Origin of the sequence: Streptomyces sp. CA-135486, assembly GCF_050936555.1 — a bacterium.
GTDB lineage: Bacteria > Actinomycetota > Actinomycetes > Streptomycetales > Streptomycetaceae > Streptomyces.
The window spans coordinates 3,749,749-3,770,259 of sequence record NZ_JBNJMM010000001.1; the positions used below are offsets into that span (position 1 = coordinate 3,749,749).

The 20,511-nt window shown below is 70.8% G+C and carries 13 protein-coding genes and 1 pseudogene; 6 read left to right on the forward strand and 8 right to left on the reverse strand.

Annotation, left to right across the window (positions count from 1 at the left end; translation table 11 throughout):
- Positions 1-96 precede the first annotated feature (96 nt).
- Genes ACQEVG_RS16935 through ACQEVG_RS16945 form a run of 3 tightly spaced genes read left to right on the forward strand, consistent with a single transcriptional unit; the run spans position 97 to position 10,509 of the window.
- Positions 97-3,435, forward strand: a complete 3,339-nt coding sequence (locus tag ACQEVG_RS16935; protein WP_432983862.1) for a hypothetical protein — start codon at positions 97-99, stop codon at positions 3,433-3,435.
- Positions 3,428-8,689, forward strand: coding sequence for a hypothetical protein (locus ACQEVG_RS16940; RefSeq protein ID WP_432983865.1), 5,262 nt, complete (start codon positions 3,428-3,430; stop codon positions 8,687-8,689). The genes ACQEVG_RS16935 and ACQEVG_RS16940 overlap by 8 nt, the downstream gene beginning before the upstream one ends.
- 2 nt (positions 8,690-8,691) lie before the next feature.
- On the forward strand, positions 8,692-10,509 hold the full coding sequence (locus ACQEVG_RS16945; RefSeq protein ID WP_432983868.1) for a hypothetical protein: 1,818 nt from the start codon (positions 8,692-8,694) through the stop codon (positions 10,507-10,509).
- Positions 10,510-10,538: 29 nt separating this feature from the next.
- Here ACQEVG_RS16945 and ACQEVG_RS16950 read toward each other — a convergent pair whose 3' ends face one another.
- The gene (locus ACQEVG_RS16950; RefSeq protein ID WP_432983872.1) at positions 10,539-11,540 is read right to left on the reverse strand and encodes an ArsR/SmtB family transcription factor; all 1,002 of its coding nucleotides are present in this window, start codon (positions 11,538-11,540) and stop codon (positions 10,539-10,541) included.
- Positions 11,541-11,972: 432 nt separating this feature from the next.
- Here ACQEVG_RS16950 and ACQEVG_RS16955 point away from each other — a divergent pair, with 432 nt between their 5' ends.
- Complete coding sequence (locus ACQEVG_RS16955) at positions 11,973-13,058, forward strand: DUF5937 family protein (protein WP_432983875.1); 1,086 nt, start codon at positions 11,973-11,975, stop codon at positions 13,056-13,058.
- A 216-nt stretch (positions 13,059-13,274) separates the two neighbouring features.
- Here the strand turns inward: ACQEVG_RS16955 and ACQEVG_RS16960 are convergent, their stop codons facing one another.
- The gene (locus tag ACQEVG_RS16960; protein ID WP_432983878.1) at positions 13,275-14,081 is read right to left on the reverse strand and encodes an amidohydrolase family protein; all 807 of its coding nucleotides are present in this window, start codon (positions 14,079-14,081) and stop codon (positions 13,275-13,277) included.
- A 101-nt stretch (positions 14,082-14,182) separates the two neighbouring features.
- On the opposite strand from ACQEVG_RS16960, the gene ACQEVG_RS16965 reads away from it, so the two are divergent.
- Entirely contained in the window at positions 14,183-14,593 is a 411-nt protein-coding gene (locus ACQEVG_RS16965; RefSeq protein ID WP_432983886.1) for a MerR family transcriptional regulator, read from the forward strand.
- Between the two features lie 71 nt (positions 14,594-14,664).
- On the opposite strand, the gene ACQEVG_RS16970 is transcribed toward ACQEVG_RS16965, so the two are convergent.
- A complete protein-coding gene (locus ACQEVG_RS16970) occupies positions 14,665-15,036 on the reverse strand; it encodes a hypothetical protein (protein WP_432983889.1) in 372 nt (123 codons plus the stop codon).
- Positions 15,037-15,151: 115 nt separating this feature from the next.
- On the reverse strand, positions 15,152-17,260 hold the full coding sequence (locus ACQEVG_RS16975; protein ID WP_432983892.1) for a SpoIIE family protein phosphatase: 2,109 nt from the start codon (positions 17,258-17,260) through the stop codon (positions 15,152-15,154).
- Between the two features lie 271 nt (positions 17,261-17,531).
- On the opposite strand from ACQEVG_RS16975, the gene ACQEVG_RS16980 reads away from it, so the two are divergent.
- Positions 17,532-17,759, forward strand: a complete 228-nt coding sequence (locus ACQEVG_RS16980) for a DUF5133 domain-containing protein (RefSeq protein ID WP_432983895.1) — start codon at positions 17,532-17,534, stop codon at positions 17,757-17,759.
- Between the two features lie 27 nt (positions 17,760-17,786).
- On the opposite strand, the gene ACQEVG_RS16985 is transcribed toward ACQEVG_RS16980, so the two are convergent.
- The 4 genes and pseudogenes from ACQEVG_RS16985 to ACQEVG_RS17000 all read right to left on the reverse strand — a co-directional run bounded on the left by ACQEVG_RS16985 (position 17,787) and on the right by ACQEVG_RS17000 (position 20,343).
- Complete coding sequence (locus tag ACQEVG_RS16985; RefSeq protein WP_432983898.1) at positions 17,787-18,170, reverse strand: hypothetical protein; 384 nt, start codon at positions 18,168-18,170, stop codon at positions 17,787-17,789.
- Between the two features lie 166 nt (positions 18,171-18,336).
- Entirely contained in the window at positions 18,337-19,311 is a 975-nt protein-coding gene (locus ACQEVG_RS16990; protein ID WP_432985413.1) for an NAD(P)-dependent alcohol dehydrogenase, read from the reverse strand.
- A gap of 109 nt (positions 19,312-19,420) precedes the next feature.
- Positions 19,421-19,546, reverse strand: a pseudogene (locus tag ACQEVG_RS16995) (IS481 family transposase); the annotation flags it as partial.
- A complete protein-coding gene (locus ACQEVG_RS17000; RefSeq protein WP_432983901.1) occupies positions 19,522-20,343 on the reverse strand; it encodes a class I SAM-dependent methyltransferase in 822 nt (273 codons plus the stop codon). The pseudogene ACQEVG_RS16995 and the gene ACQEVG_RS17000, both read right to left, overlap by 25 nt.
- Positions 20,344-20,511: the final 168 nt, after the last annotated feature.

Below are 20,511 nucleotides of genomic sequence, written 5' to 3' on the forward strand. Positions count from 1 at the left end.
TGGGGGATCCCGCTTCGGGCAGCGCCTCCCGCTGTTCCCGCTCGGTGCGTGTCCGTGCACCTCCGCCACGACCGAAGTGAGGAAGGCGAGCAACCGATGAGCAGCGCATATTCGTTCCTGCCCTGGCTGCGCCGTGGCATCGCCACCCAGATCAGCGCGGACCCGGGATCGGCCTCCCGCGCCAGCATCGAGGTCAAGCTGCGCATCGACGGCACCCCGCGGACGGCCGGGCCCACGCTCACCCAGCAGGTGGGGCACAATGTCCAGCTCTACGGGCCGGGTGACGTGATCGGGGTCGACCCGCGGGCCATCGTCCGCACCGAGCCGCGTGACTGGGTGACCAACTTCGACCCCAACTACCTCGCGTTCGTCGAGTTCTACGAGGAGGACTACTGCTGGCGCTACAGCCCGGCGGTGCCCAACGCCACGACCGGACGGCTGGCGCCCTGGCTGGCGCTGATCGTGCTCACCGAGGAAGAGTTCGAGGACGCGGGCATGCCGCCCGGCCGCCAGCTGCCGTTCATCACGGTCGACGACCTCGCCATGCTGCCGCCCCCCGACCAAGTGGGCGCGTTCGCCCACGTCCACGTCAACCGCGAGATCACCTCCGGGCACACCGCCACGAACGACATGGCCGCGGTGCTGCCGCAGCTGGCCGCCACCCTCGGAGAGAACCCCGACCTCGCCTGCTCACGTCTGATGTGCCCGCGCAGACTGGACCCGGTGGTCGCCTACCACGCGTTCCTGGTCCCGGCGTTCGAGACCGGACGGCTGGCCGGGCTAGGGCACGACCCGGCTGGTGCGCCCGGTGCGCTGCACTCGAGCTGGTCCCCGTACTCCGGGCGGCCGGAACCCGGCAACATCCCCGTCTACCACCGGTGGTCGTTCCGTACGGCGCCGACCGGCGACTTCGAATATCTGGTCAGGCTGCTGAAGCCGCGGCCCCCGGACGCCCGCGTGGGCAACCGCGACATGGACACCCAGGAGCCGGGCGCCGGGCTGCCGCCGGCCACTCCCACGGACCCCGGTCTTGACCGTGTGCTGCGGCTGGGCGGCGCGCTCAAGGTCCCCGAGTCGTCACTGTCCGAGGAGGAGCTCGACGAGCGGAACGCGTACGAGGACTGGGACGAGCCGTACCCACATCCGTTCCAGACCGCGCTCGCCACGCTGATCAACCTGAGCGAGACGTACACCGAAGAACAGCCCCTGACCGCACACCAGCAGATCGCCGCGAGCCCGGTGGACCTGGCGAGCGTCGCCGACGCCGGCCCCGACCCGTTGGTGACCCCGCCGCTGTACGGGCGCTGGCACGCGCTCACCTCACGGCTGCTCACCGACGGGGCCGGCAATCCGCTGCCGCACCCGCGCAACTGGGTCCACGAGCTCAACCTCGACCCCCGGTTCCGGGCCGCCGCGGGCATCGGCGCACGCGTCGTACGCGAGCACCAAGAGGAGTACATGCAGGCCGCGTGGGCGCAGATCGGCGACGTACTGGAGGCCAACAAGCGGATCCGCGGCGCCCAAGTGGCCCGCGAGGTGTCGCACGCGCTGCACAGCGGGCACCTGAAGACGCTGAACCAGGTCGCTCCCGCGCAGGTCCTGGCGATGACGGCGCCCGTGCACTCCCGCCTGGTCACCGCCGCCATCGCCGTTTCCGGCGTGGCCGGCGACGAGTTGGCGCCGCTGGATACCGCCGAACCGGTCAGTGTGGCCGAGCAGTTCGCTCGCAGCCGGATCGCCGGCGCGCCCGTGTCACCGGCGATGCGCAGGCAGACCCGGCCGGGTTCACGGCTCATGCGGCGGCTGCCTCCCCTCGGAGGCGGCGGCGGGGACCTCGTCCAGGACGGCGGCCCGCCGCCCAGCCTGCTCGACCGGATGAACCTGGACCAGGTACGGGCCGCGCCGCCCAAGGTGGCGCCGCCCGCCGTGACCACCGTCGACAAGCTGGAGACGGAGCTCGAGGGCCCCGTCATCGGCGTCACCAACGCCGGCGAGGGCGTATCAGGCGCGACAGGTCCCGGCCACATGAACGCCACCGGCGGCACCGTCATCGTCCCCAACCCGGTGCCGGGACTGCCGACCAGCTCGGACTTCGTCATCTCGCTGCCCGGCGAGGGCGTCACTCCGCACGCGGGTGGCACGGACAGCCCCGAGGCCACCCGGTTCAAGCAGGCGCTGAACGCGGCGTACGGGGTGTTCAACGGCTCCGCGATCGCCGGGCAGACGCCGCAGCGCAAGTCCGTGAACCTGACCGCGATCGGCACCGGGACGCTCGACGGGCTGCACCCCGACCACACGATCCCGCGCCGGGTCCTGGCCGGCATCCACCACCCGCACTCCGAAGGGGAGGGGCTGTCTTCGGCGCCGGACCCGACGCGGCCTCCGCCCCGGCTGCGGACACTGCTGCCGACCCCGGCCACGATGGTCGAGGCGATGGCCTACCCGGTGATCGACCTGCCGATGTTCCAGCCGCTGATCGACCTGTCCAACGAGTTCTTCCTGCCCAACCTGAACCTGGTGCCGCGCGACAGCATCACGCTGCTGGAGACCAACCAGCGGTTCATCGAGTCCTACATGGTCGGCTTGAACCACGAGATGGCCCGCGAACTGCTGTGGCGCGAGTACCCGACGGATCAGCGCGGCACACCCTTCGCCCAGTTCTGGGACGTACGCGGGGTCCGCTCCAAGCCTGGCGAGTCGGCGGAGGAGCGGCGCGAGCGGCTGCTCGACATCCCGCCGATCGACACCTGGACCGCGGAGTCGGAGCTGGGGGACCACGACAACCGCGAGATCAACGGCGAGAAGGACGACGAGCTCGTGCTGGTGATCCGAGGCGAGCTGCTGAAGAAGTACCCGACCACGGTGGTCTACGCGCACCGCGCCGAGTGGCTCCCCGGCCCCGGCGGGAACCCCGACCCTTCCCTGGGGCGCAAGCTCATGGATCTCGACCCGGCCGCCACCGAGCCGTCGGAGGACATCGTCAAGCTGCCGTTGTACGAGGCCAAGGCCGCGCCCGACATCTACTTCTTCGGCTTCGACCTCAACGAGGACGAGGCCAAAGGCGATTCCGGCGAGGAGCCGAACGACGACGCCGGCTGGTTCTTCGTCATGAAGGAACGCCCCGGCGACCCGAGGTTCGGCCTGGACATCAACCGCGAGGGCAAGCTGCAGGTCTGGAACGACCTGGCCTGGCCCGACGTGCTCACCGGGCCGCCGACCGGCGCTCCGCGCTACCTCACACTCGACGCCAGTACCCCTGTGCTCGCGTTGGAGCCGCCCACCGCTCCGGCGGACGCCGCGAAGCAGGAGCAGTACGCGGAGGACAAGGACATCCTCTGGAGCGCCCAGATCGGCGCCGGCGACCTGGCCTACATCCTCTACCAGGCGCCCGTGTTGGTCGCCGTGCACGCGAGGGAGATGCTCCGCGATGGCTGAACCGCACACTCGGCGAATCGAGCAGGCCGTGGCCCCCATCCCGGGCAACCTCAGCGACGCCTACCCGATGCTGCTCGGACCGGTGCGCCTGGAGACGGTGTTCACCCGCACCGAGCTGCTGGTCCGGGTGTTTCCCGACGAGTGGGCCGTCGACGCTTTCGAGCCCAAGCGCACGGACCACGAGCACGAACTCGCCTTCGGTTACTGGCGCAAGGTGTGGCAGGCCGGCGGCGACCGTGCGCTGCGCCTGTCCGCCTGGCGCGACCTGGTGAACAGCGCGGGCGCCGGGCGGGCCAAGTGGATCGCGGAGAACCGCAAACCGCTCAACCCACAGGACGAGCCGCACCGTACCGGGCCCGACCACGTCATCCTGGTGATCGCGGACGACGATCCGCTGCCGGCGGCCGACCGGCCGCCCACGCGCACCTACTGGACGGCGATCTACCGCGCCGCCGGCGCCAAAGCCGCCGTGCAGGCCGCCGACTCGGCCCTGCAGTCGGCGGTCGGCTCCACCCGGGCCACCCGGGTCCGCGCACGCCGTCCGGCGGGTATGACCCATGTGCCTCCGGCCGGTGTGGCGACCGCCCAGATCACGGTGGCCTTCCTGGACATGCCGAAGGCTCAGGCCGGGCAGACCAAGGGCTCGTCGTGGACGGTGGCAGCCAAGGCCAGGCTGCTGCCCGACCGGTTCACCCTGCTCGGATACGCGGGCGGCCAACTGGTCGTGAACGTCACGGGCAACGCCGTGCCGGAGGAGCTCGCCGTCAGCCCGGACCCCTCGACGGCGCCCGCCGACCAACTGCGAGCACAGAACGGTGACCTGAAGGTGCCGCCGGCGCTCGCCTGGCTGACCGACTTCAACAGCGCGGTCCAGGCCGGAATGGGATTCCGCATCCCGCTGACCGACGCGATCAGGGGCGGCCTGGACCGGCTCATCGCGATCGGCGTACGCGTCAAGTCCGGCCCCACGCAGGCCAAGGCCGAGTTGGAGGGACTGATCGCCCGGCAGTCGCAGAGCCGCGCAGGCTACCGACTGCTGCGCCAGGGCACACCCACCAACAACACGGGTGATGCGCAGTCCGGTCACGGCACGGGGGACGAGGCCGAGGAGAGCTACACCGCCGTCTTCGAGGGCCCGTCCTCTCCCGCACCACCGGGAGACTGGCGGGGCAAGACCGACGGCCAGTGGCTGGCCGAGCTGCTCGGCATCAACCCCGAGGTGACCCGGCAGCTGATCGGCACCGACGGCACCGACACGCGCGAGGCGCGGGCGATGAACACCGCACTGTGGCCCGCCACCTGGGGCTACCACCTGCACACCATGCTGAACCCGGTCTTCGGGACCGCCGCCGTGGACGCCACCCGGTCCTTCTTCACCCGGTACGTCAGCGGACGTGGCCCACTGCCCACCGTGCAGGTGGGAAGGCAGCCGTACGGGCTGCTGGTCACGACCGCCTTCTCCCGTATGGCCTGGGCCGACAACGACACCGCCGCAGCACACCGCAGGCGGCTGCACACCGTGCTGCAGACCATGGCCGGCGACTGGCAGCAGCTCGCGGCCGACGTGCCGCACCTGGGCAAGGACGCGGATCCGCACCAGCTGCTGCTCGACCTGCTCGCCGCGCACCCGGCCTCGGTGGAGTTCCACCAGCGCTACGGGCAGAGCGCCGAGGACTACTTCAACCGGCTGAACCTGGAGGGCTTCGGCACGGACGTCATCACCGCCCTGGACACGCTCAACGTCCGGGGGCGGATCCGCACACTGCTCACCCACCTCGGCTACGACCCGCAGCGGCCCGATCCCGACGCGTCCACGCGGTTGTTCACCGGCCGTCAGCACGCGCTGCGCGGCCCGATCGTGGACGACCTTCCGATGTCGGAGAGCCGGCCGGTGCACGTCTCCTCCGACGACGGCCGCAACTACCTCGCCTGGCTCGCGCACTTCGCGCGTGCCGACTTCAACGCCGTACGCCGCGAGGACGGGTTCAGCGGTGGGAAACCCACCGCGCTGCTCTACCTGCTGCTGCGGCACGCCGTGCTCACGGCGTACGACGAGGCGGCGCTGCGGCTGTCGGCGGCCGCGCACGGCGGCGACGAGGCCCAACTGCTCGCGGCGCGCCGCGAGCAGCCGTTCGTGCACATCAGCACCCGGACCCAGGTCAGCGAGAGCCGGTACGGACGGCTGTACGCCACCGACCCCGATGTGACGGGCGCGCCCGACACACTGATCGCCGACTTCATCCCACGGGTCATCGGGCAGCGCCCGGCCACGGCCGATCTCGCCGAGCAGCTCGATGCCGTCGACCTGCTCGCGCAGGTGCCGACCGCGCGGCTGGAACGCGCACTCGCCGAGCACATCGACTGCTCCACCTACCGGCTGGACGCCTGGCGGCTGGGACTCGCCACCGAGCGGCTGTTCACCATGCGGTACGGGCCCACGGGCAGCGGCCCCGCCACGACCGGGCTGCACCTCGGCGCCTTCGGCTGGCTGGAGGACATCCGTCCTCGCGGCGCGTTCGAGCAGGTACAGCTCTCCGGTCGGCTGGCTCAGGTCTTCACCCCGCCGGGGAGCGGCCCGCTGCTGCGTGACCCGGAGAGCGGCGGGCACATCCACACGCCCTCGTTGAACCACGCCACGACCGCAGCGCTGCTGCGCACCGGCTATCTGGCCAACGGAGGCCCCGACAACCCGGGCACCATGGCGGTCAACCTCAGTTCCGAACGTGTACGCATCGCCTTGTCGTTCATCGAGGGCATCCGTGCCGGTCAGTCACTCGGCGCGCTGCTCGGGTACCGGTTCGAGCGCGGGCTGCACGACAAGCACGATGTGGCCGAAGTCGACTTCTTCATCCTCGCGTTGCGCACGGCGTTCCCGCTGGTCGCAACGAAGCTGCCGGGCACCGAGCCGCCCGGGGGCACCGCGATCGAGCAGATGGAGGCGCGCAACGTGGTCGACGGGCTGGAGCTCGTACGGCACGTCACGCGCACCGGTCCGGCCACGTATCCGTTCGGGCACACCGAGCTGCCCGACGCCGAGCCGGCACAGGCCCAGGCCATCGAGGAGGAGGTCCAGCGGCTCGTGGAGATCCACGACGCGCTGGCCGACCTGGCCGTCGCGGAGGGTGTGCACCAGGCCGTACTCGGCAACCCCGACCGCGCCGGCGCCGTCTTCGAGGCCTACACCAAGTCGGGCTTCCCGCCCGAACCGGTCGTGGCCGCGACACCGCGCAGCGGGGTCAGCCTGAACCACCGGGTCGGCCTGCACGTGCGGGCCGGCCGCCATCCGAAGGCGTCGCCGGTGCCCGGCGGGCACATGACCCCGCGTGGCAGCGGCGAGCCCGGCGTCAACGACTGGCTGGCCCGGGTGCTGCCGGCCCAGGGCCAGGTGGCCTGCCGGGTGACCTGGACGGACCCGCGGACCGGTGACGACCGCGACCGGGTGGTCAACCTGGCCGAGCTCGGTGTGCAGCCGATCGATCTGCTGTGGGCGTTGCGGCCGAACGACGCCGCGGCGATGGCCGACCTTGACGACCGGATCATCGGCCGGGTCATGCAGATGGGCAACATCCGCCCCGACGCCGAGCCGCTCATCCGGTACACCGAGCGCGTCCACGGCAAAATCACGCTCTTCGAGCTGTCCCCGCTCATCTCCGCCCTGCGGCAGCTACTGCTCACGGCCCGCCCGCTCCGGCCGAGCGACCTCGTGCCGCCGTCAGGCACCGAGACGACCGGCTCCGCGCTCGACGAGAACGTGGACCTGCCCCGGGCCCGTCCCGCGGCCGTACGCGAGGCCATGCGCGACTTCTCCCTGGAGGTGGACGAGTTCATTGACGATCTCGGCGAGCCGCTGGCCGATCCCGGCGAGAACCGCGCCGAGCTGCTCTCCGACGTCGACGACCACCTGGTCCGGATGGCCGAGCTCGCGATCACCGCAGCGGGCTTCGGCATGGTGCGCAGTGGCTGGGGCGAGCTGGCCCAGTGGCGGCGCGACCGGTTTCGCGAGGTGCTCGCCGCGGTGGACGTGGTGGCCGACCGCATGACGGCCACGTTGGCCGCGGCGGACGCCAAGATTGCGGCCAACGACGCGCTGCCCGCGGGCACCCCGGTCGAGGTCAGGTTCGGCCTGCTGCAGCAGGCCGAACGGCTGCTGACGACCACGCCGACCAGCCCGCGGCCGCGTACGCCACAGCAGCTGCGGGGGATCGTGGCCGGCCGCCGCGCCGCGTTCGACGCCCGCCTGTCCGGGCTGAAGGGGATCGCGAAGACAAACCGCTCGACCCTGTCGGGGCTCCTGCGCGACGTGGGCGCCCTGCAGCCGATCACCGCGTTCGATCCGGAGGGCCTGGATCTCACACCGACCGAGGACGCGGTGATCGCGTTCCTGACCGGGCTCGCGGCGCGCGCCGCGGACCTGCGGGCGGACGTCGGCGAGCGGCTGACCGCCGCCGATGCGGAGCTCGCCCGCTACGACGCAGTGGCCGCCGGAAAGGACCGGGTCACCGCCGCCGTCGCCGCCATCCGGGCGCTGATCGGCTCGGACGCGCTCGCGGTCCACGAGTTCACCGTGCCCGACGAGCTCGGCGGCGGTTGGCGCGACGGGTACCTCGCATCGAGGCGGGGCAAGCTCACGGACCATCTGGACCGTGACTTCCCGGTGGACGACTGGGTGCACGGCGTGGCCCGGGTCCGGCCCCGGCTGAGCGTGTGGGAGCGGGTCACGCTGCTGACCGACGCGCTCGGCGGGCATGAGCCCGAACTGCTCCCCGTACAGTTCCCGTTCGAGGAGAACGCCCCGTGGCTGGCCATGGAGCTGCCCGCGAGCTATCAGCTCAGGAGCGACCGGCTGCTCTACACCGCGCACTACAGCGACCAGCCGAATCCGCACGACACCTACTGCGCGCTCCTGATCGACGAATGGACCGAGACGCTCCCCGCGAAGGCGGAAACCACCGGCATCGCCCTGCACTACGACCGTCCGGGCTCGGAGCCGCCGCAGACCATGCTGCTGGTCGCGCCACCCAAGCGCACGGGCGCCTGGAACTGGGACGACCTGGTCGCCGCGCTGCACGAGACGCTCGACCTGGCGCGGTCGCGCGCCGTCGAACCCACCGAGATCGACGGGACGGCGTACGCGCAGCTGCTGCCCGCCACGGTCATGACGGCGACGGCGTCGCCGATCACGATCTCGACCGATCTCTCCATCAACAACGATCAGCCGCCGGCGAGCGGCCCATTGCGACCGGCGAGGGGCTGACCATGGTTCGTACCACCATCCAGGACATGCGGGCCGCGCTCGCCGCCCGCGAATTCCCCACGGTGACGGTGTGGAACCGGCTGGAAGGCAGGCCGCGGAGCACCGAGTTCGGGCGCGCGCTGCGGGCCGAGGTCCGCGACCCGTTGTGGATGCTCACCCGTCAATGGCAGTTCGGCGAGTTCCAGGGGGAGGACGCCGGCACCCCGGTCACCGCGAAGTACCACATGCGCACCACCAAGCCCGGCCGCTACCGCCCCCGGGAGACCCCGCCCGGCGACCTGCCGGGCGGGCTGCCGCTGGAGACCGTGGTGGAGCGCCGCCCTCTGCCGTTTCGGATCGGGGCCGACCGGGTCTCCTTCGACCTGCGGCTGGCGATGGGGCGCCGGTGGCTGAAGCTTGCGCCGTTGCACCACCGTGGCTCCTACGTCGAGCGCTGGCCGATCCGGCTGCCGGACCCGGCGGCCGAGGGGGACACCGCTCTGGTGGCGCACGCCGAGGTGTGGGCGACGATGCAGGCGGTGGCCGGACGCGCGATGGACGGCTACGAGTTCTATGTGCACCTGAAGAACGGCGGGCACGCCTGGGACGGCATTCAGGGAGTGGTCTCCCAGTTCCAGAAGCAGCAGCTCGACGCGCTGATCCCGAGGTTCGTCGGATGGTTCGACGACCTGATCACGCAGCCGCCCGCCGCCCAGGCGTACGACCCGTCCCGGCTGGAGCACCGCTTCGATCTGGCCGCGCCCGAGGCCTCCGGCGAAACCGTGCTCGCCGCGGAGGAGTATCCGGGCGGCCACCTCGACTGGCATGCCTTCTCCTATGACACGTCCGGGCTGACGCTGGGCGCCACCGGCGCGCCGGGAGAGGTGATCCGTACCGCGGTGCCGGGCACCGTACGGTTCTCCGGCATGCCGTTGCCCCGGCTGTGGGCGATGGAGGACGGGCGCACCGACTTCGGCGCGATCACCGCCGACACCACGGACCTCATCCGGCTGCTGTTCATGGAGTTCGCGCTGACCTACAGCAACGACTGGTTCGTGCTGCCGTGCGACCTCGACACGGGCACGCTGGCCCGCGTCGACGGTCTGGTCGTGACCGACGTCTTCGGACGGCGGTTCTGGGTCGAGCCCGCGGGTGCCGGCTCCGACGACGACTGGCAGCGATGGTCGATGTTCAACCTGGACATCCAGGGCGAGGCGCCGGTCGCCGCCGACACCGGGTTCTTCCTGCCGCCGAGCGTGCCCGGAGTGGTTGACGGGCCGACAGTCGAGGAGGTCGTGCTGATCCGCGACGAAGCCGCCAACATGGTGTGGGGTGTCGAGCGCTCGGTACTGCTCGCCACCGGCGACTCACTGCGGGGCGAGGAGGCGGCGCGGGAGACCCTGGCACACCGCCGACTGCTCGCCCCTGCGCACACGCCGCCGGCCCCGTCGGCGCCGATCGCGTACGAGGCGATGAACACGGTGCCGGAGAACTGGATTCCGTTCATCCCGGTGCATGTGCCCGGCGACAACCGGGAGATCCAGCTGCAGCGCGGAGCCATGCCCCGTGTGCTCGACGGCACCACAACGCCGCCGGTGCCGGTGCGGCCGCGGACCACGCTGCTGAGCGAGGGCCTGAGCGCCGGGCAGCCGTACTTCGTGCACGAGGAGGAGGTGCCACGCGCGGGGACCCGGCTCTCCGCCGCCTACAACCGGACCCGCATGCCGAACGGACGCGTCGTCGTCTGGTACGGCGTCCGGCGCTCGACCGGCCGGGGCGAGGGTTCGAGCTCGCTGGACTGGGACCGCCTCGTGGACCGGCCCGCGGCGGAGCAGGAGTAATCCGTGATTGGGCATCACAGCGGTCTCGGTCATGCCTGGTGACGTGATTCCCGGGCCGTCGGCGGGCGCCGCAACAGGGCGGCTCCGGTCGGGGTGAGGGTGTGCAGGACGGTGTTGCCGTGGCGTCGGCTGGTGACCAGGCCGGCGTCGCGGAGAACCGTCGTGTGATGGCTCGCCGACGCAGGTGATATGCCTGTGAGGCGAGCGAGTTCGGACGTGGTGGCACCTTCGGCCGTCAAGCACAGGATGGCTGCCCGGGTCCGGCCGAGCAGTGCGGCAAGTGTCTCCTCGGAGGGCCGTGTCCCGCCGGCGGCTGGGTGCTGGAGCGCGTAGAGCAGCACCGGCGGCAGTTGCGGGTCAGCGAAGGAGATGGGTTCGCGCCAGCAGAAATAGGAGGGAACGAGCCGCAGCCCGCGGCCGTCGAGGTACAGATCGCGGTCCTCGGAGGTGTACTCGACCTCCAGCGCCGGCGGCGTCCAGCGGGCCATGGCTGCCGGGCCCTGCAGTAGTCCCGGTGTGCCGGCGTCCAGGACCGTACGAGCCCGGACGCATCGCTCGGCGTCCACGGCGGCCTGCATCTGGTCGCCGTAGGGAGCGATGAGTGCCTCGTGGTAGGACCGTAGGACGGTGACGAGCTGCTCTCTGTCTTCTTTGTCCGTGAGTCGGTGGGCCCACGGCGGCGCACCCCTGACATGGTCGAGCCGGGCGATCTCGTCGCGTACACGCTCCGCGGGGGTGTCGATGATGGCCTGCAGGGCCGCGTTCAGCCCTTCGGCCCCCTCCTGCGGCGTCAGAAAGTCGGGGAAGTAGGCCGTGCGCGGGAACAGCGGGATGAGCAGCGTCCGCACGGCCTTGCCCAGGGGCGTTCCGGTCAGCGCGGCCCGCGTTGTGCGGAACCAGTCGGCGTACGCCCACCGGCCCCTGGCGGTCTGGAAGCGGTGCAGGCTGCAGGCGATCTCCCACAGTGGATCGGGGCGCGAGGCCATGCGACTGGATGAGAGGTCCGTGCTGCCGAAGTGGATGCGCAACATGTCCGATCCCCCTGCGCGGCCTGCTCATGCACCAAGTGGTCCTGCCGGTGCGTCGCTTGGGGTGAGGTTCACACACGCCCTCGGTCCGGTTCAATGCGGGAACAGGCCACACCTCCAGGAACGGCCGCTGGTGCGCGAGCGCGCTCAGCCCGCCGGTGACAGCTCACCAGATCGGACCGGCCGACCACTTGGCTGACTTCGAGGCCCGACGACCGCAGCGTGCGCAGTCCTGGATCATCCACCGAGCGCGTCCACGGCCAGGGCGACGGCATGGCGGGGGCCTTGGGAGGCACGGACGAGGGCGCGGGGCTGGATCCTGGTGGTGGTTGTCATGGCGTCAACGGTGCGTTCGGCCGCAGGGCTGGGTGCGTCGGTTGACGGACACTGTCAACCGACGCCGTCGCCGGCCGTCCGGTCAGGGATGCTGAGGGGGTGACGTTGAGGATCGACATCAGTGGCCTGCCGTCCGAGCGACTGCGGTTCGCCGCCTCCCCGCTGGCCGAGTTGACCGCGATGCTGCACGTGCTGGCCGAGCCCGGGCATCATCCGCAGCTCGCCGGCTGGGCCGGGGATGTCTGGGCCGGGCTGCGGCCGGAGCTGGCCGAGCGGTTGCGGGAGGCGGAGTTCCTCTGGCGTTCCTCCCAGGCCGACTTCCTGGTCCCTGCCCGACCTCGGCCGACCCTCGCCGAGGAGTTGGACGACGTGGACCGGATCGACGACGAAACGTATGTGACCGCCGCGCTCGTCACCACGTGCGGCAGCAACCGGGTCCACTTCGCCGCGACGTCGCCGCTCACCGACGCGACTGCGCGCGAGCGGGCCCTGGACCTGGCACAGGCCCGCGGCGCGCGGCAAGAGGCCTTCGCGGAACGGCTGCTCGCGGACCCGGCCGCTGTGCGGGCGCGGGTGCGCCACACCCTCGAACAGTGCGCCGAGGCCTTCTTCGACGCCGCCTGGGCGGGCGTCGCCGTGCAGCTCGCCACCGATCTGCGCCTGAAGAACGACCTGCTGAAGCGCCAGGGCACCGGGGCGGCACTCGCATCGGTGTCCGCCGCAGTCACCCTGGCACCGGACGGCGACTGCATCATCGTGGACAAGCTGCAGGACAAGGCGACCGCCGCCCATGGCACCGGGGTCACCTTCATCCCCAGTGTCTTCGCCGGCCCGCACCTGGTGGTGGTTCACGCGTCCGGGTGGCAGCCGGTGGTGCAGTACCCCGTGGCCGAGCCGAGTCCATCAGAGCCGGTATCGCTGGAAACGGTCACCCTACGGCTGGAGGCACTCGCACATCCGGTACGGCTGCGGCTGCTGCGCACCCTGGCCCGCGGCCCGCACACCACCGGTGAGCTGGCCCACGGCTGGGAACTTTCACCCCCGGAGGTTTCCCGCCACCTCGCTGTCCTGCGCCGCGCGGGCCTGCTCACGACCCGGCGGCACGGTCGTTACGTCCGTTACACCCTCAATCTGTCCGATCTGACGGCGCTGGGCGCCGACCTGCTGGCGGCCGTACTGCGCTGAGCAGCCTCGGACTGCCAGAACGCGGGCGACCGCCGCCTTCGCCGGCATCGTCCGACTCGGCAGGCCGCCCAGCAGTACCGGCGCGACCGCCTGCCGCCCCCGGGCAGCCGGGCGGCGCACACGCTGCACCGCCGGACGTTGAGCACCCGGCGATCATCGAGCCGTTCGCGGCGCCTCGACCGGGCCGGGCAACAGCGCACGAATGAACTTCCTGCCTCATCCCAAGCCCAGCAGCTCCGCCAGGTTCCCGCCCAGCACCCGCTCGCGGACCTCGCCGGGCGGCGTGACCCGTTCCACCGTGGCGCGGGACAGGAGGGGGTCGCCGTAGGGGGCGTCCGAGCCGAAGAGGGTGCGGGTGGGAAGTTCGCGGATGGCCAGGCGGACGGCGAAGATGATGTTCGCCGTGGACAGTTCCAGGTAGATGTTCGGCGTGTCCCGGGCCAGTTCGATCGCCTCCATCCAGTTGGCTCCGGCCAGTTGGCTGATCACCAGCGGCACCCTCGGATAGCGAGCCGCCAGGCCGACCAGGGTGCGTAGGTCCGCTGCGGTCGTGGGGGAGTAGCCGTGGACGACCACCGGGAGGCCGGCGTGGTCGCACGCCGCCTGGAGCACCGGCTCGACCAGGGCCGCCTGGTTTGGGGGCGGGGTGAGCTCCCCGATGCCGTGCAGTCCGCGATCGGCCACGTTGCGCGCCACCGCGGCGGCGGTCTCGGCGGCGGGACGGCCCAGGGGTACGGAGCCGAAGCCCAGGAAGCGGGCGGGGTGGGCGGCGAGGGCCTCGTCCAGCTCCCGCCGCGCCATGGCGTAGCCGTCGTCGCCGGTTGCGTCCGTACTGCCGTCGGTCCCGCCCGTCAGCGCGCGGTCCAGCACGCTCATCTCGTGTCGGAGAGATGCCAGGTCCGTCGCCCGTTCCGGGTGCGGGCGGGTGGGGAAGAGGACCGTACGATCCACGCCCGCGTCGTCCAGCGCGGACAGGTGGGCGTCGAGCGGGTCGTGGACATGACTGTGGGCATCGATGATCATGTGCGCCTTCCTGTGGTGCGGGCCGCCGGCGGAATGCGGGCGCCGGGGGCCAGTGTTGATCCCTGACACCATTGGAAGGTCAAGCGAGAGGGGGCAGACCCTTGCTGATAGGGGAGTTGGCCGAGCGGACCGGGACCAACGAGCGGCTGCTGCGCCACTACGAGCGGGCGGGGCTGCTGCGGCCCGAGCGGCTGCCCAACGCCTATCGGGCCTACGCCGACTCCGACGTTGCCGCCGTACGGCGCATCCGCGCCCTTCTCGCGGCCGGGCTGCCCACCCGCGTCATCCGCCAGGTGCTGCCCTGCACCACCGGCACGGCCGCCGTGCAGCCCTGCCCCGGCGTGCTCGACGCCCTCCGCGACCAGCTGCGCGCCCTCGAACAGCAGTCGGCCGAGCTCGCTGCGGCCCGCGAGGTGCTGCGCGAGACCATCGCGGGTGCGGAGGGCCGACGCCGGGATGACCAGCAGTACAGCCCGTGCCGCAGCGGCCGGACATGTGACGACACCCCTTAGGCGCGGGCACCACCAAGGCCGACGAATTTGCCCAGGGTGAGGCGGTGACCACCGGCGCCGACGACGCGGGTCTAATGCCCGAAATGGTGCCGGAATTTGTGGCGAGGGGATCCCGTCCGTGCCTGGTCGGCGGGTGCCTGGCCCTCCGCGGGCCGATCGCGCACGGCGTCGCGCTCGGCCGTTTCCACCGGGGCTCGCGTATCCCTCCGAGCGACGGATCGGTGCCGCCGCCGTGCGCTGCCGGCCATGATCATGGCGACCCCAAGGCAGAAGAGCAGGGCCAGGGCGAGTCCGGCCAGGAAGATGGACAGACTGTTCATGGTGGCCACGTCGTTGTCGAACATCGTCACGGTGTATTCCGGGCCACCGGAGGTGTTGTAGGCGATCAGCAGCCCGGCGAAGGCTCCGGTCGCTAGGAGTAGCAGAAGCCCGAGAAGGATCATGGTGCGAATCCCTTCAGATTGTCCACCGTGGGCGTAGGGCGTCTGCCCCGCTTTCGCCCGTTCTAACACCATTGTCGACGCCCCCGGGGGGTTGGCGAGGCCGCCCGCACGTCCACTACGGACTGCGGCGGACGCGGGCGAGGACGAGCACCGTGTCGTCGTCCGGCGGGTCGGGCAGCAGGCTCGACAGCATGCGGTCCGCTGTTTCTTCCAACTGGCCTGGTGCTCTGCGGAGTTCGGCCCGTACCGCGGCCAGGCCCTCTTCGATGTCCTGGCCGCGTGCTTCGATGAGGCCGTCGGTATACAGGGCGAGAATGGCGTCCTCAGGCAGGGTGATCTCGATTGTTTTGAAGGGATGACCGCCCACCCCGAGGGGGACTCCAAGAACGTCGCTGACGGTCTCGACCGTGCCGTCCGGGTGGCGTACGAGGGGCGGCGGGTGTCCGGCGCTGGCGATGCGGGCGCGCCCGGTCGAGGGGTCGTACAGGATGTAGAGGCAGGTCGCCAGCTCGATTCCTGCCTCCTGGGCACAGGCGTCGAGCTCGGTGAGCAGGTGGTCCGGTTCCTGGTTGTGTCTGGCGAGTGCCTTGGCGGTGATGCGCAGCCGTCCCATGGCCGCGGCGGCCGGCACCCCGTGTCCCATCACGTCACCGACGACCAGGGCGACCCGGCCGTCGGGCAGGTTGATCACGTCGTACCAGTCGCCGCCGACCTCGGTGAGGTGGCTGCCGGGCAAGTAGCGGTGGGCGACCTGCACGTAAGGGCTGGTCGCCAGGGCGCTGGGGAGTAGCGCGCGCTGGAGGGTGAGCGCGATGTCCTGCACTCGGCTGTAGAGGCGCGCGTTGTCCAGGCAGAGTGCCGCGCGGGAGGCGAGTTCACCGGCCAGGCTGAGGTCCTCCTCGGTGAAGGCGGGCCTGGCTGCGGAGCGTCCGAACATGGTGATGCCCTGGACCGTGCCTCGGGCGATGAGCGGGGCGAGAAGGATGCAGGCCAGGCCGCTGTCTCGCAGGAGCTGGGCGCGGGCCTGGTGGATGACGGTCCGGGTCATGAATTCGTCGTTCACGAGGACGGAGACGGGGCGGCCCGTCAGCAGCATCCGGTGGATGGCGGAGCCCGGCGGGTACGTGACGGTCTCGAGCCCGCTCACGAGCTCGGTTGCGGGTGGGGGCAGGATGGTGCCGGAGGCGATCCGGCGGGTGACCAGCGGCTGTTCCGGGTCGAACACCTCAGGCTCGTCCATCCACTCCACGAGTTCCACGACGGAGGCGTCCGAGAAGTCGGGAACCGCGGCCGCGACCAGCTCCCGGGCGGTGACGTCCACGTCCAGGGTGGTGCCGATCCGGGCAGCAGCCCGGTCCAGGAGGGCCAGCCGTTGCCTACCGGCGGTTGCCTCCATGATGGCCTGCTCCCGGTCGGTCACGTCCACCAGCAGCCCGCCCACTCCGGGCCGGGAGCCGACCGCACCGGTGAGGGGGAAGAAACTCACCGACCTCACCTGATCCCGATCCGGGTGGCCCGGCGTGCGCACACCCACCAGGGCGCCCACGACGGGCCGTCCCCCGGCGGCGACTGCGCGCAGTTTCCGCTGGTACTCGCCGCCGTCGGAGGTGATCATGATCTCTTCCATGCGCCGTCCGAGGTGCTCCCCGATGGGGAGGCTGTCCATGTCGGCGAGGGCCTGGTTGAGGTGGACGTATCGCAGCTCCTCGTCGAGCATCACCAGGCCAATGGGGCAGGTCTCGAAGAGGGCATCGAGGAAGGCCAGGTTGGTCTTGACCCGATCGAGTTCGTCGCTGCGGCTCGCCAGGGCCATGACCACCGAACGGCCTCCGGCGCCGGACACCGGGAAGACTCTGAAACCGCAGTCGAAGACCGCGCCGTCCAGGTGTCGTGCCGGCAGCCGGCCGCGCCAGTACCCGAGGGTGCGGCCCCGCTCCGCCAGCCGGACCGCAGCGTCAGGGGCGCCTTGGGGCGGATCCGGGAAGAGGACGGCGGCGGGTCTGGACAGCACCGCCGCGGGGTCGTGCCCGAAGAGGTCCTGCGCGCCGGGCCCCCAGTAGCAGATCCGGTTGTCCTCGTCGATGCCGAGGACGGCAATGGACACGTGTTCCAGCAGCGTCCCGGGCTCGGACCAGAGGGGACCAGGAGCGTTCTCGCCCCCCGACCGATCTGACGGCACGACTGTCGCCTTCCACCGCGGCACGCATCGCCTCGCTCCGCCCATGGGGTGCCGGTCGAGGCTCAGGCGTCTTTGTCATCCATTGTGCAGACATCGAGGCGACTCTGTATGGCCAGAGGCTCTGCCTTCCCTCACGTGATGGGGCGGTTGTGCCGCACCATTCAGGCCTTCCGCGCGTCCGCCGCACGAGACTCCGGTGCTCTTCGTGATCGCGGACTGTCGCCTCTCAGCACGTAGCCCCGCTCCGAGCATGGAGATGCCGAACGTGGGCAGCAGGAGCAGACCGGGAGACACACTTGATACGAAGGAGACTGCCGTGTTGATGGCACACCCCGCGGTGCTGGGAAACCTTGTCCAGCAGTACGAGGCGCTGAGGATCCTGCACGCCGAGAAGGGCAGCCGCGAAGTTCACCAGCGGATGGATGACGTCGCGTACACCCTGTGCCTCTCCACTGGCACGAGTGACATCGACGCGGCGGTCATCGCCGCCCGCTACCAACTCCCGGGCGCCCGACCCGAAGACGACTCGCTGCTCACCACGTAAAGGCGGGTCGTACGCAGACGGCCGGCCTCAGCGCCCCGAGTGACCGGTCTGCGGGTCCTGTGGATCCACGCCGGTGAACGTCGAGGCGTCCTTGGAGCCGCTGGGGCGCCGCGAGCGGCCGCGGCGGCCTGTGTCGCGCATTCCCTCCTCGGCGGACTTGCCGCCCTGGTCCTCGCCGCTGCGGCTTTCGCTCTTCACCGGCGTACCGGCCGTCGAGGCTTCCTTGTCCTCGTGGCTGGCCCGACGGCCCTTCTTCGGCCCGGGCGCATATGTATCGGGGTGGAACGACCGGTGGCCGCTGGGATTGTTCTGGTCTTTGTCGTCCACATCGGGCGCCCAACCGTGCTGGTCAGGCCCTTTGAACTGGCTCGGTCCTTCGCCGTGTGAGGGCTCCCGCCGCTTCTTCGACATGGCAGCCTCCTCCTGTCCTGCATCAGACGAAATGCTCTTCTATGTCACTGTGTGCCCCCTTATGGGCATCTCACTCGGCGGGCGCCTCACCGTGAGGGCGCCAGGATCCGGGCGCGAGCACGACGGGCGCCCTCGGCGGTGTGGATGACTGGGCCGCGGCGGTCCGTCACACGGTGATGACGACCTTCGCGCGCGCGTGCTCCACTTCGAGGTACCGGATGGCCTCGGGCACCTCGCTCAACGGGTAGGTACGGTCAATGACCGGGGTAACCTCTCCGGACTCGGCGAGTTCCCTCAGCGCCGCCAGGTTCTCCTTGCTCGGCGTCGCCGTGAGGACGAGCACCCGATGGCGGACGAAACGTGACAGCGCCTGCCCTCTGAGGATGAGCCCCATCGGCCCGACAAGACTGCCGCCTTCGGACATGCCCCCACCGGACAGAACGAGCGTCCCCGCGGGCGTCAGGGCGCGTCGGCACTCGCTCAACGAACGGTTCCCCACCAGGTCGAGAACGACGTCGTACCGCGGTCCGCTCCGGGTGAAGTCCTCCCGGGTGTAGTCGATGACGTGGTCCGCGCCGATCGACCGGAGCAGGTCCACGTTTCTCGTACTGCACACGCCGGTCACCTCCGCGCCGAACGACTTGGCGATCTGCACGGCGAAGGTCCCCACACCACCTGACGCACCATTGACCAGAACCCTCTGTCCCGGCTGTACTCGCCCCAGATCACGAAGGCCCATGAGGGCGGTGTTCCCCGCCAGCGGCACTGCGGCCGCCTGCTCGAACGTCAGGTTGACCGGTTTCGGCTCCAGTACGTCGTTCGCGGCACACACGTACTCGGCGAATGCTCCGTCGGCTTCACCGAATACTTCGTCACCGGGACGGAACCGTTTCACGTCCTTGCCCACCGCTTCCACCCGACCCGCGAAGTCCGTGCCCCGGATCTTCGTCTTCGGCCTGCCGACCCCGAGCACCAGGCGCGCTAGGTACGGGTCGCCCCGCATGAGATGCCAGTCGCGGGCGTTGACCGCGGCCGCGTGGATCCGTACGAGCACCTCGTGGTCGGCGACCACCGGCTTGTCGACCTCCCTGAGCTCCAGAACCTCGGGTGAGCCGTACCGGTCCTGGACGATCGCCTTCATCAAGCCTCCGTAACGCACGAGTTCGGTGCGAGTGGATCGGCTGACCGGGAGGTCAGCACTGCTCATGACGGTAGGCGAGCGGCCTCGATGCGGGCATCAGGGACAAGCCCTAGGTGTTTTGACTTGGAGCGTTGCTCACGCGGATGATCGGTGGCTTGCCTTCGAGTGCGGTGTGGCTGCGGTGGTGGTCGTAGGTGTGGAGGAAGTCCGTCAGGGCCGCGGTGCGTTCGGTGTTTGGTGCCGCTCGCTGGCGTTGTCCGGGCCGTGCGTGACGCGGATTTTGGACTGGCCGTGCGGCAGGTCCTCCCAGTCGGCCATGAAGCGGGCCGCCAGGCCGTGCTTTTCGGCCAGGGCGATGAGTGTCTCGGTGCGGTAGTAGAAGTCCTCCCGCAGTACCTGGTGCTCCTTGCCCTCGGTGCGGTCGAAGGTGAAGTCGAACCAGCCCTCCGGTGCCAGCACCCGGCCGACGTTGGCCAGGCACTCCTCGATGACCGGGAGCGGGGAGTGCGAGAAGACACTGTGCGCGTGCACCACGTCGAAATGGGCCTCGGGCAGGAAGCGCAGGGTCAGGTCGCGGACCGGCGTCAGTGTGGGGAGACGCTTCTGCAACCCCACGCGCACGATCGTGTCCTGAGCGGCGACGAGGATGTCCGGTGAGATGTCGATGCCGTAGTAGTGCCCCGGCTCCAGGTGCCGGATGAACCGCCAGCCCGCCCGCAGGTTGCCGCAACCGATCTCCAGCATCCGGTGCTCCGGGCGCAGGCCGTGGCCGAGCAGGTAGTCGAACTGCATCGCCCCCAGTGCCAGCCACCGCTCGTGGCTGCGGCTGCCGACCGCCGCGTCCGGGTCGGCGCGGGTGTCGGACCGCATCACCGCGCGGTAGTAGGAGATGTGGTCCGGCCAGCGGTGGCGCAGCCACGCGTCCCGGGCAGCACGGGCCATGTGGCGCGGCACCCGCTCGGGGTGGCGCAGCGCATAGGCGATGCGGTGCCCGAGGGTGGCGCGGTTGACGGTGACGTTCTTGGCAGGCACGCGGTCCTCCTCGCTCGGTGCGGACGCGGCGGCCGTGCCGCCTCGCCTCGCAAGTCTCGATACCAGCCTCGGTGTACGAACGCGTGCCGGATGCGGCTGACCGGCTCCGCTACGGGGACAGTTCGAGGGATGCCGCTGTCAGCCGATCGGATGTTGCGGCACCATGTC

Excerpts from the sequence above, each read along its gene's own strand:
- ACQEVG_RS16990 (WP_432985413.1), bottom strand. The coding sequence starts at position 19,311 with ATGAAGGCGATCGTCCAGGACCGGTACGGCTCACCCGAGGTTCTGGAG.
- ACQEVG_RS16975 (WP_432983892.1), bottom strand. The coding sequence starts at position 17,260 with ATGGGCGGAGCGAGGCGATGCGTGCCGCGGTGGAAGGCGACAGTCGTG.
- ACQEVG_RS16960 (WP_432983878.1), bottom strand. The coding sequence starts at position 14,081 with ATGATCATCGATGCCCACAGTCATGTCCACGACCCGCTCGACGCCCAC.
- ACQEVG_RS16985 (WP_432983898.1), bottom strand. The coding sequence starts at position 18,170 with ATGTCGAAGAAGCGGCGGGAGCCCTCACACGGCGAAGGACCGAGCCAG.
- ACQEVG_RS16970 (WP_432983889.1), bottom strand. The coding sequence starts at position 15,036 with ATGATCCTTCTCGGGCTTCTGCTACTCCTAGCGACCGGAGCCTTCGCC.
- ACQEVG_RS16935 (WP_432983862.1), top strand. The coding sequence starts at position 97 with ATGAGCAGCGCATATTCGTTCCTGCCCTGGCTGCGCCGTGGCATCGCC.
- ACQEVG_RS16945 (WP_432983868.1), top strand. The coding sequence starts at position 8,692 with ATGGTTCGTACCACCATCCAGGACATGCGGGCCGCGCTCGCCGCCCGC.
- ACQEVG_RS16950 (WP_432983872.1), bottom strand. The coding sequence starts at position 11,540 with ATGTTGCGCATCCACTTCGGCAGCACGGACCTCTCATCCAGTCGCATG.
- ACQEVG_RS16940 (WP_432983865.1), top strand. The coding sequence starts at position 3,428 with ATGGCTGAACCGCACACTCGGCGAATCGAGCAGGCCGTGGCCCCCATC.